The sequence below is a fragment of the Anabaena sp. UHCC 0399 genome (genome assembly GCF_034931465.1).
GTDB lineage: Bacteria > Cyanobacteriota > Cyanobacteriia > Cyanobacteriales > Nostocaceae > Trichormus > Trichormus minutissimus.
Genome location: NZ_JAYGGZ010000004.1, coordinates 30,844 through 48,121, shown reverse-complemented (window position 1 = coordinate 48,121; position 17,278 = coordinate 30,844). Strand labels below are relative to the sequence as shown.

Below are 17,278 nucleotides of genomic sequence, written 5' to 3'. Positions count from 1 at the left end.
ATCTGTAGTTAACAGTGTTCCCAAAGATAATATCTGTCTCTATTGAGAACTGCATAAAAAGACATAGCCTAACTGTATTTATGTATAGAAGGTTAAATACACAAAGTAATAATAATGAAGGTAATGGATTATGACAAGCTTTACTCAACTTCACTCCCACAACGACCTACTTAATCCTATTCGCAGATGGTTAGAAGGAATCGAAATTCATAACCATAAACTAGCTCATCTTTTATGTAGACTTATTCCTGCTCAATGTCCATTTGAACGAGATGTAAAGCTGTTTGGGCGTAAACTATTCCACATTCCGCCAATGTGTAAATTAAATCCTTTCTACGAACAAGTAGTAGCTTTACGTTTCAAGGCACTTTGTTATCTTGCTGATGAATGTGGTGAAGACATAACAGCTTATTGCTAAATGATGACAATTGCTCAAGAGTGCAGCAATTTATAATCGGTAATTACAGATTTACCCTTGTTAGTTACGCAAAAGTATACTAAGCTAACGGAGAACTATTTAGATGCCCATATTATTGGCTAGCACAGCACAGTAGGAGTCAAAAGACTATGTGCAGACAACAGCTCACATTATAGGTTATCTATTAATTTTTTACCTTTACCTTTTTACTTTTGCCCGATCATGACGCACATCTTGCTGGTTGAAGATGAAGTCAAGCTAGCTCGATTTATGGAGTTAGAACTGAACTATGAAGGTTATCAAGTAAGCGTCGCCTACGATGGATTAACTGCAATCATGGCAGCACGGGCGTTACAGCTAGATTTAATCATTTTAGATGAGACACTGCCTGGAGACTCAGGATTAGAATTTTATCATCGCTTGCAAAGTATGGATAATCAAGTGCCGATAATTTTACTAATCGCTAAACATGAAGTGAGCGATCGCATCTCAGTCTTAGACATCATTGTTAATGATTATGTAATCAAACCCTTCAATATAGAAGAACTATTAACTAAAGTTAACGCTTATCTACGCATAAAGCCCCAGAGTTATGAGTGCTGAGTTAGTTGTGTTGGCGGTAGAGCGGCGTTTAGCCGGTTGTGAGTAGTTAGTGAAGTTATCTCCCCTACAACCCTAATTTTAGAGTTTTCAGCAAAAACTAATATAACTAGTCATTAGTTATATTAGGATGCACAAAGTTGACTCCACATAACAACACGCACAACCAGAACTGCCATGACTTATCTAGAAACAGCAGCCCAATTTTACAGTGAAGTCGCTCAAACTCCACAAGTAGGACTTTGTTGTGTTCAAAGTACACCTCTGCAACTTCCAGGGCTAAAAATCCCTTTACCTATGCAGGAAATGAACTATGGTTGTGGAACTACAGTTCACCCTACGGAACTTTCCCATCAGCCTACGGTGTTATATATCGGTGTTGGTGGTGGCTTAGAAGCATTGCAGTTTGCTTATTTTTCTCGCCGTCCTGGGGCTGTAATTGCGGTTGAACCTGTTGCGGCTATGCGAGAAGCGGCGATACGTAATTTAGAACTGGCGGCTGAAGAGAACCCTTGGTTTGACACCAGTTTTGTGGAAATTCGGGAAGGAGATGCTTTTAATTTACCTGTGGCTGATGCTGTCGTTGATATTGTCGCCCAGAATTGCCTGTTTAATATTTTTGAACCTGAAGATTTAACTCATGCACTACGAGCAGCCTATCGGGTGTTAAAACCAGGTGGACGCTTGCAAATGAGTGATCCCATTGCTACCACTTCTATCCCTAACCATTTACAAGAAGATGAACGGCTAAGGGCTATGTGTTTATCAGGCGCACTCACCTACGAAGAATATACTCAACGCATTATTGACGCTGGCTTTGGTCAAATTGAAATTCGCGCTCGTCGTCCTTATCGTTTGCTAGACGCAGAAACTTATAACTTAGAAAAGCATCTACTGTTAGAAAGTCTAGATTTGGTTGCTTTCAAAGTAGAAATTCCAGAAGATGGTGCTTGTATTTTTACGGGTAAAACCGCTATTTATGCTGGTTCTGACCCATTTTTTGATGATTCAGCTGGTCATTTATTGCAACGTGGCATTCCGGCAGCAGTTTGTGATAAAACTGCTGCTAAACTAGGAGCTTTAAAGCCATCAGAAATAATGATTACTGATTCAACCTGGCATTATAGCGGTGGTGGTTGTTGTTAATTTATCATCTTTAAAATGTGGTTAGTAAGTATATTTATTGCTACGCTATTTCTGGCTTATGTTAAAGGAGCTAATGACAATTTTAAAGGTGTAGCTACGCTGTTTGGTAGTCGTATAACTAGCTACCAAACAGCAATTTTGTGGGCAACTGTCACAACTTTTGCAGGGGCTTTAACGTCCACTATATTTGCTAATGAGTTAGTCAAAACGTTTTCAGGTCAGGGTATTGTTAAAGATGCGATCGCTAATGCTCCTAACTTTCATATAGCAGTGGCGATCGCTACTGGATTAACGGTACTAATTGCTACAATATTGGGTTTACCTATTTCGACTTCCCATAGTTTAATAGGTGCTATTCTGGGCGGTGCATTAGTAGCGATTGGACTTAAAGCTAATTTTGCAGTCCTCTTAAGTTACTTTGTTTTACCCTTATTTTTAAGTCCCATTCTTGCTATTGTTTTAGGCGCAGGCGTTTACAGCATAGTTGAATATATCAAGCCAAAAGTTTCTTTACCCATAAATCAAAATTTTATTAAGATTGCTCACTATATCAGTGCTGGAATAATCTGTTTTACTAAAGGATTTAATGATACGCCTAAACTTGTTTCTCTGGTGATGGTGATTGCATATTTTTCCAGGCAAGGGTCAATGATAACTATTGCAATGGCTATGGCATTAGGTGGTTTAATTAGCTCTCAAAAAGTTGCTGAAACCATAAGCATAAAAATTACCCCCATGAATCATACTCAGGGTTTATCTGCCAATATCATTACAAGTAGTTTAGTTATTGCAGCTAGCTACTTTGGTCTACCTATCTCTACAACTCATGTTACTGTTAGTTCTATTTTTGGCGTAGGATTAATGACTGAAAAAACTAACAAGGTTGTTTTCTTTAAGGTTTTTATTGCCTGGATTTTAACATTACCTATTGCCACCATTCTTGGTGGAATCATTTATAGATTATTGCAAAATTGAAACAAAATATTTTTTATTTATCGGGAGTAGTCATCAATGCTAAATATAGATACAATCATCACGCCATTTAAAACAAAATTAAATGAATCTTTTACTAAAAAAAAGATTCATATTTTACAAATTAATTTAGGTAAACGCTGTAATCTGGCCTGTACCCACTGTCATGTAGAAGCTAGTCCCAAACGCACGGAAGAATTGTCTCCAGAAATTTGCCACCAATTAATTGAATTAATAGAGAGATTTCCAGAAATTGAGATTGTTGATTTGACTGGTGGCGCACCAGAAATGAATTATGGCTTTAAATCATTAGTTGCATCTGCTAGAAAAAACAATAAACAAGTAATTGTTCGTTCTAACTTGACTATTTATTTTGAAAATGGCTTTGGTGATTTACCAGAATACTTTGCCCAACATCAGGTGGGAATTGTCGCTTCTTTACCCTGCTACTTAGCAGATAATGTGGATAAAATGCGGGGTAATGGTGTATTTGATGCTTCAATTAAAGCCTTACAATGGCTGAATCAACTGGGCTATGGTACAGACCCGAATTTAATTTTAGACTTGGTTTACAATCCTCAACTCCCCAAGAGTGAAAAATTTTCCTTAACACCTGAACAAGGAAAACTAGAACGAGATTATAAAATATTTTTGCAAGAACGTTTTAATCTGGTATTTAATCACCTGTTTACAATTACCAACCTACCAGTTGGTAGAACTAAACTTTATTTAGAGCGAAAAAAACTTCATAGTAGCTATTTACAATTTTTAGAGTCTCATTTTAATGGAAGTACAGTAGAACATTTAATGTGTCGTGATCAGCTTTCAGTAGATTATTTAGGTAATATTTATGATTGCGACTTTAATCAAATGATGAATTTACCTGCAAAAACGGCTAACGGTGAAGCTATCACTGTAGCTAAATTACTAGAATTTGGCAGTTTAAACTTAATTGATGAAATTCAAACTGCTGATTATTGCTATGGTTGCACTGCTGGGTGTGGTTCTAGCTGTGGTGGTTCTTTGCTGTAAGATAAAAAAAAGTCAACTGGGATATCTTGTTTTTGTTTAATACAGCTTTATTTATCGATGCACAATGTGTAGCACTAGGTAGCACCTACAAAAAAAGAAAAAGGCAAAAGATGCAATTCTTTTGCCTTTGGAATTTATTTGTTTAATTCTCTAAGTTAATCATCGTCATATTCGTCATCATCATCATCATCTTCTTCTTCTTCATAGTCGTCGCTTTGGTCGTCTTCTATGAGATCATGAATTTCATCTGCGATTAAATCATCATCATCCAGAATTGCCCGACGATTGGTAAATCCAGTATCTAGACCAGGAGTGTCTAAATTGTAGGCGCGAGCTGTACGGTCATCTAGTACCATATCCAGTGGATCATCAGTTTCATCTAAAACACTGGTGGTATCTAAAGTAGCATAATCGTCAATCATACCGGGTTCATCATAGGTATTGTAACCAGTTCCCGCCGGAATCAATCGACCAATAATTACGTTTTCTTTCAAGCCACGCAACCAATCAGATTTCCCTTCAATCGCTGCTTCCGTGAGAACCCGTGTGGTTTCTTGGAAGGATGCCGCAGAAATAAAGCTATCGGTATTCAAGGATGCTTTAGTTATCCCTAATAATACTGGGGTGTATTCCGCCCTAGCACCGCCAGTAATAGCCATAGCTTCATTTACCTGCTCAACTTGGCGTAATTCCACCAACTCACCAGGAAGCATAGTAGTGTCACCACCATCATCAATTCTGACTTTGTTGGTCATTTGGCGCACAATGACTTCGATGTGTTTATCGGCAATATCAATCCCTTGGGATTGGTAAACCATCTGCACTTCGTTCACTAAGAATGTCTGTACCTTTTGTAAGGCGTGGCTGGCGCAAGCATAAATTCCGTCTTCTGAACCGAGGCTGAAGAATACCTCTAGAATTTCGTGGGGGTTAGAAGGCCCATCACACAAAGGTTGTCCAACATTTACAGGAGAACCATCTGGCATGGCTAAATTTTGTCCAGGGCCTAGGGGGTAATCAGTAACGACACCATTGGCTTCTACGACTTTAACCGCGATCGCTTCATCACCATCGCCGTAAACCACCTTCACTTCACCACTGCGTTTTGCCAAGATACAGGCTTCTTTGGGTTTCCGGGCTTCTAGCAGTTCTTCAATCCGAGGCAAACCTTGAATGATGTCCCCAGTTTTCGCCCGCTCAAATACCAACAGCACTAAGTTATCGCCCCGTTGTACCAAGTCGCCGTCTTCTATCTGCAACACTGCACCAGGACTGACTCGATAAGGACGACCCACGCGGATAGTCACCGCATAGTTTTGGGTGCTAAGGGCTGAGTCTTTACTGGCGGAAGTGGCGGCGGCATTTTTCACTGAGACAACTTGTCCAGATTCTTCAACTAAAAATCCAGGGGCAATTTCTGTCCCCGCGACGATTAAGCTACCCGCTTTAACCTTGGGTTGGACACTGGTATTCACTGTGATCATGTCACTGTGACGCAGTACCAAACAACGACGCACAGCTTCAGAACCTTTCTGCACACCCCGTACAATCCCACCTTCTTTAGATAGGATTTGGGTACTTGCTACCACAGATCCAGGTGCGATCGTATCGCCATCTTGGACTTGTAAAGTAGTTTGGGTACTGCCCTGGGTGGCATCAGCCGCAATATCACGACGAATGACCAAGGATTCCAAAATTACCAACTGCAAGCGTTGAATTTCTGCGTTTTCAGCATCCGTGACTAACTCAATATCTGCTGCCAGGGGAGAAGCATTATGTTCTTGTTCGCCATCCTGCTCAATTTCCAAAACTAATTGGGTACGTAGCAGTTCCACTCCTTCCACAGACTTAACACGTTCAGAATCTTTGTAAGGCAAACGCTGTACTGCCCGCAACTGAATTGAACGTCCTGTTTGTTGGCTGACAGAGGTAGTGGATGGCACATCAGGATTATTAGGTACGGCAAACTCCACAACTGGACGGCTTAACAATGCCGGGCCTTCTGGTGACTCCACATATTGAATGTAACGTAATTCTGTGAAAATTCGTCCCAACAATTCTTCACCAGCCGGAAGAAATGTGTCATCACGCCCAATCACTGCCTCTGGGTCATCTACCATCAGTAGTTCCCCTGGCTTCACCACCACTTCCCGTAAAATGTCATTTTTCTGGGTAACTTCAACTACACCATTGTTTTGACAGAAGATGTCTTTCACGACCTCAGTGCCAGCTTCGACATACTGACCATCTTCTACCAACAGCAAGGAGATGTCTTTGTTGACTTCGTGGGTTTCTTCGGGAATCCACAACATTGTGCCGCCCTGTACCACTTCATAGCCCAGCTTGGCTTTACCTTTCTTCTGGACTTCTACACCTGCAAATTTCAAGAAGCCGCCTGTGGTGGTACGGTAGTGGTCATCAATCAACTCAGCTACCACCTGACCATTTTGAACTTTTGTGCCTGGTGTTGCTCGCAAGTTAAATACTTGGTTATTGGCAGTGGTGACTAAGTAATTGTTGCGCCCCTGGGAACTTTGAACGGTGACTGTAGCTTGGTCTAAAACTACAGATGCCGTGATAATCTCTATTTCCCTCGTACTCTTACCTGGAGTAGCTTCTGGTAAACGGACGACACCACCGTGTATAGTTGTTAATTTAGTTGCTGCCAAAACGCCGTTAGTTTCTACTGCGTCGCCGTTTTTGACGGCCAATTCTGCCCCTGGTGGTAAGTTATAAACTTCCCCAGACAAAATCCAAATCAAACCACCTCTGGCGGCTGTGATGGTGGTGTTGCCTTGACGGTCTGTTTTTTGTTCAGGAACCACTTCCGCAAACTTCACTTCCCCAGCCAAATCAGAAGCCACATCTTTGACGGCTTTTTCTGTATTGGTACGGGTAGTACGTGCGCCTAGGGCAACTTCTGCCAGTAACTGACCAGTTTTTATTGACTGCCCATCAAATAGATATAGTGTAGAACCTTGGGTAAGATTAACTTCTTGGGGTACTGGGGTTTCAGAACCTTCCTTACGTGGTTCTAAAATCAGAATGCCGTTACTTTCCACGTACAAGGCATCTTCCCCGTGGCGGGTACGATAGGCTCTTGTCCGCAATTTTTTTGGTAGCTTGACAGTGCCATCAACCTTAGAACGCACTTGTTGCGCTACTTCCCCCGTGAACACACCGCCGGTGTGGAATGTCCGCATGGTTAACTGTGTTCCAGGTTCACCGATACTTTGAGCCGCGATAATCCCCACCGCTTCACCCAAGTCCACCATCTTAGCGTGAGCCAAACTCCAACCGTAGCAGTGTTGACAGACGGAACGGGCTGCTTCACAAGTTAGAGGCGATCGCACTACAACTTGTGTCACCCCAGCTTTTTCAATTTCTTTCGCTAAGTCGTCAGAAATCGGGGTATTGCGTGGTGCAATTACAGCTTTTGTAGTGGGATGTATTACATCTTCTCCTATTACCCGTCCTAGCAAGCGTGTAGATAGCTTGATCAGGGTTTTGCTCCCTTCGGTCATCGCCCGGACGGGAATCCCTCTAGTAGTACCGCAATCAATTTCCCGAATGATCACATCCTGGGATACGTCAACTAGACGGCGGGTAAGATAACCAGAGTCGGCGGTACGTAAAGCAGTATCAACCAAGCCTTTTCTCGCACCGTAAGACGAAATAATATATTCCGTTACCGTTAGACCTTCACGGAAGTTCGTTTTGATAGGTAAGTCAATAATTTCCCCTTGAGGATCTGCCATCAGTCCCCGCATCCCTACCAATTGCCTTACCTGAGAGATATTCCCCCGCGCCCCAGAGAAGGCCATCATATACACGGAGTTGAGGGGATTAGTTTTTTTAAAGTGGACAACTACTTCATCTTTCAGGGCTTCACTAGTACCATTCCAGGTGTCAATTACCTTTTGGAAGCGTTCTACTTCTGTGATTTCTCCCCGTTGGTAACGGGCTTCGGTAGCAAGGATTTCTTCCTCGGCCGCCTCCAACAGACTCTTTTTACTGGGCGGAATCATCAAATCATCAACACTGATGGAAACCCCGGCTCTAGTAGCGTAGCGAAATCCTAAATCTTTTAGTTTATCCGCCATCACCGCAGTCCGCGCCGTCCCATGATGGGTAAACGCCCAAGAGATCAAATTTCTCAGTTGACCTTTGTCAACGACGCGATTGCGAAAAATCATTTTTTCGTTAGTCATTAGTCATTAGTCCTTAGTCATAAATAATTAATAATTCGTAATTCGTAATTCGTAATTGCAGAATTAATTACGAATTACGAATTAGAAATTACGAATTAACTGGCAAGTGCTTCTTGAATCGCTTTATTGTAAATAACACGACCAGGAGTTGTGCGTATATACTGAGAGATTACATTTCCCTGGGCATCTTCTCTAATGCGGCGGAACTTGTACATTACAGTCCGGCTACCATCTTCGTTATTTGTAATTTTTAGGGGTTCTGTATCTGGTTCGTCGGATTCTAGTTCACCATCAAACCGCACATAGATATAAGCGTGCAGGTCAATTTGCTCTTGCTGGAAGGCCATAATTACGTCATCCAGTGAAGCAAAGTATTTACCTGCGCCCTTAGTAGCATTGGGATTTTCCGCAGTTAGGTAATATGCCCCCAATACCATATCTTGGCTAGGTGTGATAATTGGTCTACCCGTAGCTGGTGACAAAATGTTGTTAGAAGCCAGCATCAACAGCCTCGCCTCAGCCTGACTTTCTAAGGACAGAGGTACGTGTACCGCCATTTGGTCTCCGTCAAAGTCAGCGTTAAACGCTGGACAGACTAAAGGATGTAGTTGAATCGCTCTACCTTCCACCAAAATCGGCTCAAAGGCCTGAATACCCAAGCGGTGCAGTGTCGGCGCACGGTTGAGCATGACGGGGTGTCCTTCAATTACTTCTTCCAAGACATCCCAAACACTGGGGTCATTGCGAGATATCAACTTTTTCGCAGCTTTGATATTATTTACCATGCCACTGCGAATCAGGCGATTAATAACAAATGGTTGAAATAGCTCAATGGCCATTTCTCTGGGCAAACCGCACTGGTGAATCTTCAGCTTTGGCCCAACTACAATTACAGAACGGCCAGAGTAGTCAACCCGTTTACCCAACAAGTTTTGCCGGAAACGTCCTTGCTTACCCTCAATAATGTCAGACAAGGATTTCAGGGGTCGGTTATTTGCTCCGACCACGGTGCGTCCTCGACGACCGTTGTCAATCAACGCGTCCACTGCTTCTTGCAACATCCGCTTTTCGTTCCGCACAATAATTTCTGGTGCGAGAATTTCTTGCAGTCGTGCTAAACGGTTATTCCGGTTAATAACGCGGCGATATAAATCATTCAAATCGCTGGTAGCAAATCGTCCGCCATCCAGCTGCACCATTGGGCGCAAATCTGGAGGAATTACGGGAATGACTGTCATCACCATCCACTCTGGCTTTGAACCGGTAGCAATGAAGTTGTCAATCACCCGCAGGCGTTTAATCAGTTTGGCCCGCTTTTGTCCTTTAGCATTGCCAATTTCTTCCCGGAGGTTTTCGGCTTCCTGCTCTAAATTAATGTCAGCCAACAAGCGCAATAATGCTTCCGCACCAATGCCTACTTCTACACCCTGCAACAGAGAATCTTCACTATAAATTTGGTCTTCAATTTCTAACCACTGGTCTTCACTCAGTAGCTGTTTATAGGTTAAAGTTTCAGCGTTGCCAGGACTCAAGACAACATAAGAGTTGAAATAGACAATTTGTTCCACATCCCGCAAGGGCATATCTAGTAGGATGGAAATATAACTGGGAATCCCTTTGAGATACCAAACGTGCGCTACTGGGGCAGCAAGTTTAATGTATCCCATGCGATGGCGGCGCACCCGTGATTCGGTAACTTCTACACCACAACGCTCACAGACAATACCCCTATGGCGGACTCTCTTATACTTACCACAGTGACATTCCCAATCTTTCGCAGGGCCAAAGATGCGCTCACAAAATAAGCCATCCATTTCTGGCTTGAGGGTGCGGTAATTAATCGTCTCTGGTTTGGTGACTTCACCAACTACCTGTCCATTGGGTAATGTCCTCTCACCCCATTGGCGAATCCGTTCTGGTGATGCCAAGCCGATTTTTACGTAGTCAAACTGATTAGTTTGGGCAGGTCTCATACTTAAGTGCTGAGTTTTGAGTAGATTATTCAATTAAAAGGTGTGAGTTCAGAGATATCTAAGTTCTGGATGCTGAGTTTTTAATACTCAGCACTCAGCACGGGCTAAACGCCCCGCTACCGCTAACAGCACTCACTACTCGTCGTCTTCCAAAGACTCGCGGGAAAGCGATTCGTAAGTTGGTCTAGGTGGTGTTCTTCTGTTGGCTTGGTCTGCCATCAAATCGACTTCTACATCCAAGGAACTACCATCAGCTTGGGTCTCTACTTTATGTACAGCAATGTCTAACCCCAAGGATTGCAGCTCTCGCATCAACACCTTAAAGGACTCTGGTGTTCCAGGTCTGGGAATCGCTTTACCTTTAACGATCGCATTTAAAGCTTCGTTGCGCCCCTGCATATCGTCAGATTTTACTGTCAACAACTCTTGCAAGGTATACGCTGCACCGAAGGCTTCCAATGCCCATACTTCCATTTCCCCAAATCGCTGACCACCTTGTTGAGCTTTACCACCCAAGGGTTGCTGGGTCACTAGTGAGTAGGGGCCTGTAGAACGGGCGTGAATCTTATCATCTACTAGGTGTACTAGTTTCAGCATATAAGCCACGCCTATAGTCACTGGGCGGTCAAAGGCTTCACCTGTCCGACCGTCGTAGACCATAATTTTGCCTGGATCATCTGGGTTATACACCCAATCTCTCCCGGTTTCATCCCGTGCTTCTTGCAATTTGCCATGCACAATTTTCCGAGAGGATTCTTCGCCATACATTTCATCGAAGGGAGTAATCTTAAAGCGCACTCCCAAAGTATGACCAGCCCAACCCAAAAGACATTCAAATACTTGTCCGACATTCATCCGGCTGGGTACACCAAGGGGGTTGAGGACGATATCAACGGTTGAACCATCAGGCAAATAAGGCATATCTTCCATCGGCAAGATGCGGGAAATAATCCCTTTATTCCCGTGGCGACCTGCCATCTTGTCACCGACTTGGATTTTCCGCTTCTGAGCTACATACACCCGGACTACCATGTTAGCTCCTGGTGGTAACTCATCCCCTTGTTCACGGGTAAATAAGCGTACATCAACTACCCGACCTTTTTCACCGTTGGGTACACGGAGGGAGTTGTCCCTTACATCCCGCGCTTTTTCGCCGAAAATCGCCCTTAATAGTTTTTCTTCTGGCGGTTGGTCTGATTCACCTTTCGGTGTAACTTTACCTACAAGGATATCGCCGGCTTCTACCCAAGCCCCAATGCGAATGATTCCCTGTTCATCTAACTGACGTAGGGCATCTTCCCCGACGTTGGGAATTTCTCTGGTGATTTCTTCTGGGCCTAGCTTAGTTTGCCGTGCCTCAATTTCATATTTTTCGATGTGAATTGAGGTGTAGATATCATCTTGGATCAATCGCTCGGAAATCAAAATCGCGTCTTCGTAGTTGTAGCCTTCCCAAGGCATATAAGCAACGACGATATTTTGTCCCAGTGCCAATTCTCCACCTTCGGTAGAAGAGCCGTCAGCTAATACTTGACCAGCTACTACCCGTTCACCAATCCGCACCAAGGGTTTTTGGTTGAGACAGGTATCTTGGTTAGAACGCTGGTACTTGGAAAGGGTGTACTTGATTTCTGGGGCGTTAGGTTTGGGACGGATGCGAATTTCTGTCGCGTCTGCATAGGTGACATCACCGTCAGTCCGGGAGATGATCACCATCCCTGAGTCTCTCGCACCTTGAGCTTCTAAGCCTGTACCGACTAAGGGACGCTCTGGTTTCAGTAGGGGTACTGCTTGGCGTTGCATATTAGAACCCATGAGGGCGCGGTTAGCGTCGTCATGTTCCAAGAAGGGAATCATGCTGGTAGCTACCGATACAATTTGTACCGGAGATACTGCCACGTAGTCTACTTGTTCTGGTGTTGTAGTGGAGAATTCTTGGCGATAACGCACTGGCACTTGCGGCCCTATAATGTAGCCATTTTCATCAACAGGAATATCTCCAGGGGCTACCCGCAGGTCGTCTTCTTCGTCGGCGGTCATGTAAACTGGCTGCACGTCAAATTTTACTCGTGCATTTTCCACCGGTCTAAAGGGGGTTTCTAGGAAGCCGTACTGGTTAACCCGTGCATGGGTAGCCAAAGAACCAATCAACCCAGCGTTAGGGCCTTCTGGTGTCTCAATGGGACAGATACGTCCGTAGTGGGAGGGGTGAATATCTCGCACGGCAAAACCTGCCCGTTCTCTGGTTAAACCACCAGGGCCTAGGGCTGACAGACGGCGTTTGTGGGTCAGTTCTGCTAAGGGATTGGTTTGATCCATGAACTGACTTAATTGGCTAGAGCCAAAGAATTCTTTAATGGCTGCTACTAATGGTTTGGGGTTGACTAGAGATGCTGGGGTCAGAGATTCTGCATCGGATACAGTCATCCGTTCCCGAATGATCCTTTCTAGGCGGTTTAAACCTACCCGTACTTGGTTTTGCAGCAATTCACCGACACTTCTTACCCGGCGGTTGCCTAAGTGGTCAATGTCGTCAATACTACCAATATCATATTCTAGGTTGATCAGGTAATCGACAGCGGCCAAGATGTCTTGAGGGGTGAGAACGCGTAAGGTGTCAGGAACTGACAACCGCAATTTTTTGTTGAGTTTATATCTACCTACGCGACCTAAGTCATACCGTTTGGGGTCGAAGAATCGAGAGTCTAGCAGTTGTTGTCCACCTAATACGGTTGGTGGTTCACCAGGACGGAGTTTGCGATATAACTCCATCAGGGCTTCTTCTTCCGAAAACTGCCCTTCTTTTTCGATGGTTTTTTGGAAATATTCGGGGTGGCGGAGGGCATCAAAAATTTCGTTATCCGATAACCCTAGGGCTTTCAAAAGTACCTGGGCTGAGAGTTTCCGAGTTTTATCAATGCGTACCCAGACCAAATCATTCCGGTCTGTTTCAAATTTTAGCCACGCTCCCCGGTTAGGAATGAGTGAAGCTGAATAGGTACGTCGCCCGTTTTTATCGATTTCTGATTTATAGTAAACTCCAGGCGATCGCACAATTTGATTAACAATAACCCGCTCTGCTCCGTTAATAATAAACGTGCCGCGATCGGTCATCAAAGGCAGATCCCCGATAAATACTTCTTGTTCTTTAATATCCCCAGTTTCTTTATTCAACAGGCGTGTGGGGACATACATTTGGACGGCATAGGTACTATCCCGCCGTTTGGATTCTTCTACGCTGTACTTTGGCTCCTTGAGCTTGTAGTTCTGTCCTAAAAAGTGCAGTTCTAGTTTGCCCGTATAGTCTGTAATCGGACTAAAGGAGTTAAGTTCTTCAATCAGCCCTTCTTCTAAAAACCAGCGAAAGCTTGAACGCTGGATTTCAATCAAGTCGGGCAACAAAAAGGCGGGTTCAATATAATTTTCGGTAATCATGCCTCTACCTTTGTCAACCTGGTCAAATTTTTAGAGGACAAAGCTTTGTCACTTTATGGTGTCACCAGCTATTGTCCTTAGCCGTTAGGAAACTTATCCTTCAATATCACCTGACTATTTACAGGTGTAGGTGAACGCCGCAATTGAAACTGGAGAGGGAGATTTTGGCAAGGGGGGTTATAGCCCCTGAACACTCTTCACCGCTACGAAGATACAGCTATTTGAATGATTCTTCAATAGCCGTAGTCTTAAGATATGCCTGAGTTTGTTTTTTTGCCTCATTTCCTCTCCTCAAAGCGCGCTTACCAATTTACGCAGCTCTTACTTGGTCTGCACTACACCATTTATACTCACGGTAATAGTCTCAAATTGAGGAATCGAGCTACACTTTGTATTTTCTGGATCAAAATGTCGGGATTTTGCTGGATTATAATCACAAGACAATTTCTTTTAACAATTTTCTATAGGTTGAATAAAAGGCCAGTCTATCTCAATGTTGGTTGCCAGGTTTTATCACGCATTCAGAGCATCCGCTTGTAGAGATGTGAGGATGGTCAAGTTGATAACTTTACAAAATCAAGCTTACGAGTTTTCCGTTCCTTTATTTATCATTATGGCGCACACAAAATGTTTTGGAGGGATTCATAGTAGCACATTTTTGTCCTCCTAGCGTTTTATTTTTTAACTGCACCCTACAAGATGAATAAACAAACTTTATATTGCGAGATTAAATAATTCACAGGCATTTTGGGTGGTTTGAGCAGAAATGGCCTCTAATGTTTCTTGCCGTATTTGAGCTACTTGCTCTGCTACGTAGCGGACATAAGCCGGCTCGTTACGTTTTTCACCTCGCTTTGGTACTGGGGCTAAAAAAGGACAGTCGGTTTCTACCAGCAGGCGATCGCTTTTCACCATCGCTGCTGAGGCTTGTATGGCTTTAGCGTTTTTGAATGTGACAGTACCGCTAAAACTAATATAAAAGCCTAAATCTAGAAACCATTGAGTTTCTTCTGGTGTACCACCCCAACAGTGCATCACACCCCGTAGCCGATGATTTGCGCCCTCTTGCCATTTTTGCAATATTTTCCTGACTGCAACGGCGGCATCCCGACAATGAATTATTACAGGTAAATTCAGTTCAGAGGCGATCGCTAGTTGTGCCTCAAATACTATTTGCTGTTGCTCATAGTTATCAGCTTTGTAGAAATCCAGCCCCATCTCGCCAATTGCTACTATCTTTGAGTCAGACCTGGCTAAAGATAATATTTCCTTTGCTGTCTCACTTTGCCATTTTTCGGCATCTAAGGGATGCAGTCCTACAGCAAAACTCACTTCAGGAAACTTGTGTGCTATGGCTTGAATACTGGAAAATTCTGCTGGCTCGACGCAAGAATGTACTAGATGTACTACTCCTGCTTCTTGCCATCGCGATCGCACTGCTGCCAAATCTGGCTGGAAATTATCGAAGTTGAGATGAACGTGGGTATCAATCAGCTGCATTTTTTAGTTATTAGTCATTAATTTTTAGTCATTGGTCATTAGCTAGTGACTAATAACTAATGACTAATAACCTATTTATGCTGGTTGCGTAATTGGCTTGAGTTTTTTAGCCAATCTCGATTTTTTCCTCGCCCCATTGTTGGGATGGAGAACTCCCGTTTTCACTGCTTTGTCGATTTTGCTATAAGCTTCCGACAGGCGTGTTTCCACCTCTTGTTTTAATTCTGGGGTGGGGTTAGCGGCATAGATGTCTACCGCATTTAGGTACTTTTTCATCAGCGTTTTGGCTGATGATTTGTAGTTTTTATTACGCAGCCGATTGCGTTCTGCGATTTGGGCGCGCTTAAGAGCAGACTTTGTATTCGCCACAGTCAATTCCAAAAAGACTATTAATTATGTACACACACTACTAGACTTACTAATATAGCATCTATATTGCCAATGTTAGGGTTTCTGAAAAAAAATTAGTTATTGGGAATGGGGTATTGGGCATCGGGCATTGATGTTACTCCTGTTTCTTGATTCCCCATTGAATTTCAGACACCTTGAGAGTATCAAAAAAATCCAGGTTAAGCTAGAGAAGAGAATTCGCGTCAGCTCTCTACCTTTTTTGGGAAAGGGTAAACCTAATTCTCAGGTGGGAATATTCTAAAACTTTGGCATTGTCCTTACTCCATGCTGCGAATCATTACTCAGCAGGCAGATGTAAAAGCAGAATTGCAACGACTTTGCGATCGCACCCATGATGACCAAGTGCTTCACAAGGAAGCGACTGTGCGGGAAGTTTTGCAAGCAGTAAAACGCCAAGGCGATAAAGCTGTGTTACATTATACTGCCGAATTTGACAATCAAATTCTCAAACCAGAAGAACTGCTGGTGAAAGGTTCGGAATTGGATGCTGCGTACCAACAAGTATCACCAGAATTGTTGACAGCAATTAGGCTGGCTTGTCGCCAAATTGACGCATTCCATCGACAGCGAGTCCCGAAAAGCTGGGTACATTTTGGGGATGATGACGTAGTTTTAGGCAAACGTTACACCCCCGTAGATAAGGCAGGCTTATACGTTCCTGGTGGTCGTGCGGCCTATCCCAGTTCAGTGCTGATGAATGTGATTCCGGCTAAGGTGGCAGGTGTACCGCGTATAGTCATGGTGACACCACCAGGTACGGAAAAAGTAATTAACCCGGCGGTGTTGGTGGCGGCGCAAGAAGCAGGGGTGAAAGAAATTTATCGGGTGGGAGGAGCGCAAGCGATCGCGGCTTTAGCTTATGGGACAGAAACAATCCCCAAGGTAGATGTAATTACAGGCCCTGGTAATATCTATGTCACCCTAGCGAAAAAACTAGTCTATGGCACAGTCGGTATTGATTGTTTAGCAGGGCCAAGTGAAGTCTTGATTATTGCTGATGAAACAGCCAACCCCGTTCATGTAGCAACGGATTTATTAGCGCAAGCTGAACATGATCCGATGGCGGCGGCGATTTTGTTAACCACAGATCCGGCTTTAGCTAAAAATGTGCAATTAGCAGTAGAAAGACAGTTGGTGGATCACCCCCGGCGGATAGATACCGAAAAAGCGATCGCTCATTATGGTTTAATTGTCCTCGTGGAATCTTTAGAAGCTGCTGCCGAACTTTCTAATGAATTTGCACCGGAACACTTAGAGTTAGAAATTAAAGACCCCTGGGCATTACTCCCCCTGATTCGTCATGCAGGAGCGATATTTTTAGGTTACTCTACCCCAGAGGCAGTAGGCGATTACTTAGCAGGGCCAAACCATACCTTACCTACTTCCGGTGCTGCTCGTTATGCCTCATCTTTAGGCGTGGAAACATTCCTCAAGCACTCGAATATTATTCAATATTCCCAGACTGCTCTACAAAAAGTTGCTGGTGTCATTGACACATTAGCAACAGCTGAAGGTTTACCCTCTCATGCTGATTCAGTCCGCCGTCGCCTGCAACAAGATGAACCTCAAGAATGATTAAT

11 protein-coding genes are annotated in these 17,278 nt (G+C 43.7%); 6 read left to right on the top strand and 5 right to left on the bottom strand.

What is annotated here, in order from left to right; translation table 11 throughout:
• Positions 1-130 precede the first annotated feature (130 nt).
• The 5 genes from VB693_RS03145 to arsS all read left to right on the top strand — a co-directional run bounded on the left by VB693_RS03145 (position 131) and on the right by arsS (position 4,168).
• Positions 131-418 (top strand): Mo-dependent nitrogenase C-terminal domain-containing protein, encoded by a 288-nt coding sequence (locus tag VB693_RS03145; RefSeq protein ID WP_190704429.1) that lies wholly within the window; start codon positions 131-133, stop codon positions 416-418.
• Positions 419-640: 222 nt separating this feature from the next.
• A complete protein-coding gene (locus tag VB693_RS03140; protein ID WP_190704432.1) occupies positions 641-1,021 on the top strand; it encodes a response regulator transcription factor in 381 nt (126 codons plus the stop codon).
• 174 nt (positions 1,022-1,195) lie between these two features.
• Positions 1,196-2,164 carry an arsenosugar biosynthesis arsenite methyltransferase ArsM gene (arsM, locus tag VB693_RS03135; RefSeq protein WP_323265013.1) on the top strand — a complete coding sequence of 323 codons (969 nt, stop codon included), beginning with the start codon at positions 1,196-1,198 and terminating at the stop codon, positions 2,162-2,164.
• Positions 2,165-2,179: 15 nt separating this feature from the next.
• Positions 2,180-3,139, top strand: a complete 960-nt coding sequence (locus VB693_RS03130) for an anion permease (RefSeq protein ID WP_323265012.1) — start codon at positions 2,180-2,182, stop codon at positions 3,137-3,139.
• A gap of 36 nt (positions 3,140-3,175) precedes the next feature.
• Positions 3,176-4,168: an arsenosugar biosynthesis radical SAM (seleno)protein ArsS gene (gene arsS, locus VB693_RS03125; RefSeq protein WP_323265011.1), complete on the top strand. Its 993-nt coding sequence runs from the start codon at positions 3,176-3,178 to the stop codon at positions 4,166-4,168.
• Positions 4,169-4,323: 155 nt separating this feature from the next.
• On the opposite strand, the gene VB693_RS03120 is transcribed toward arsS, so the two are convergent.
• The 5 genes from VB693_RS03120 to rpsT all read right to left on the bottom strand — a co-directional run bounded on the left by VB693_RS03120 (position 4,324) and on the right by rpsT (position 15,656).
• A complete protein-coding gene (locus tag VB693_RS03120) occupies positions 4,324-8,379 on the bottom strand; it encodes a DNA-directed RNA polymerase subunit beta'' (RefSeq protein ID WP_323265010.1) in 4,056 nt (1,351 codons plus the stop codon).
• A 95-nt stretch (positions 8,380-8,474) separates the two neighbouring features.
• Complete coding sequence (locus tag VB693_RS03115; protein WP_323265009.1) at positions 8,475-10,352, bottom strand: DNA-directed RNA polymerase subunit gamma; 1,878 nt, start codon at positions 10,350-10,352, stop codon at positions 8,475-8,477.
• 135 nt (positions 10,353-10,487) lie between these two features.
• Positions 10,488-13,787 carry a DNA-directed RNA polymerase subunit beta gene (rpoB, locus tag VB693_RS03110; protein ID WP_190704444.1) on the bottom strand — a complete coding sequence of 1,100 codons (3,300 nt, stop codon included), beginning with the start codon at positions 13,785-13,787 and terminating at the stop codon, positions 10,488-10,490.
• A 714-nt stretch (positions 13,788-14,501) separates the two neighbouring features.
• Entirely contained in the window at positions 14,502-15,287 is a 786-nt protein-coding gene (locus VB693_RS03105) for a TatD family hydrolase (protein ID WP_323265008.1), read from the bottom strand.
• A 75-nt stretch (positions 15,288-15,362) separates the two neighbouring features.
• Positions 15,363-15,656: a 30S ribosomal protein S20 gene (gene rpsT, locus VB693_RS03100; RefSeq protein WP_190704449.1), complete on the bottom strand. Its 294-nt coding sequence runs from the start codon at positions 15,654-15,656 to the stop codon at positions 15,363-15,365.
• 306 nt (positions 15,657-15,962) lie between these two features.
• Here rpsT and hisD point away from each other — a divergent pair, with 306 nt between their 5' ends.
• Positions 15,963-17,273 carry a histidinol dehydrogenase gene (gene hisD / locus VB693_RS03095; protein ID WP_323265007.1) on the top strand — a complete coding sequence of 437 codons (1,311 nt, stop codon included), beginning with the start codon at positions 15,963-15,965 and terminating at the stop codon, positions 17,271-17,273.
• The last annotated feature ends 5 nt before the right edge of the window (positions 17,274-17,278 follow it).

Bases quoted from the DNA above. Each gene is read 5' to 3' on its own strand.
- VB693_RS03120 (WP_323265010.1), bottom strand. From the start codon at position 8,379: ATGACTAACGAAAAAATGATTTTTCGCAATCGCGTCGTTGACAAAGGT.
- VB693_RS03140 (WP_190704432.1), top strand. From the start codon at position 641: ATGACGCACATCTTGCTGGTTGAAGATGAAGTCAAGCTAGCTCGATTT.
- rpoB (WP_190704444.1), bottom strand. From the start codon at position 13,787: ATGATTACCGAAAATTATATTGAACCCGCCTTTTTGTTGCCCGACTTG.
- VB693_RS03115 (WP_323265009.1), bottom strand. From the start codon at position 10,352: ATGAGACCTGCCCAAACTAATCAGTTTGACTACGTAAAAATCGGCTTG.
- VB693_RS03145 (WP_190704429.1), top strand. From the start codon at position 131: ATGACAAGCTTTACTCAACTTCACTCCCACAACGACCTACTTAATCCT.
- VB693_RS03130 (WP_323265012.1), top strand. From the start codon at position 2,180: ATGTGGTTAGTAAGTATATTTATTGCTACGCTATTTCTGGCTTATGTT.
- hisD (WP_323265007.1), top strand. From the start codon at position 15,963: ATGCTGCGAATCATTACTCAGCAGGCAGATGTAAAAGCAGAATTGCAA.
- VB693_RS03105 (WP_323265008.1), bottom strand. From the start codon at position 15,287: ATGCAGCTGATTGATACCCACGTTCATCTCAACTTCGATAATTTCCAG.
- arsM (WP_323265013.1), top strand. From the start codon at position 1,196: ATGACTTATCTAGAAACAGCAGCCCAATTTTACAGTGAAGTCGCTCAA.
- arsS (WP_323265011.1), top strand. From the start codon at position 3,176: ATGCTAAATATAGATACAATCATCACGCCATTTAAAACAAAATTAAAT.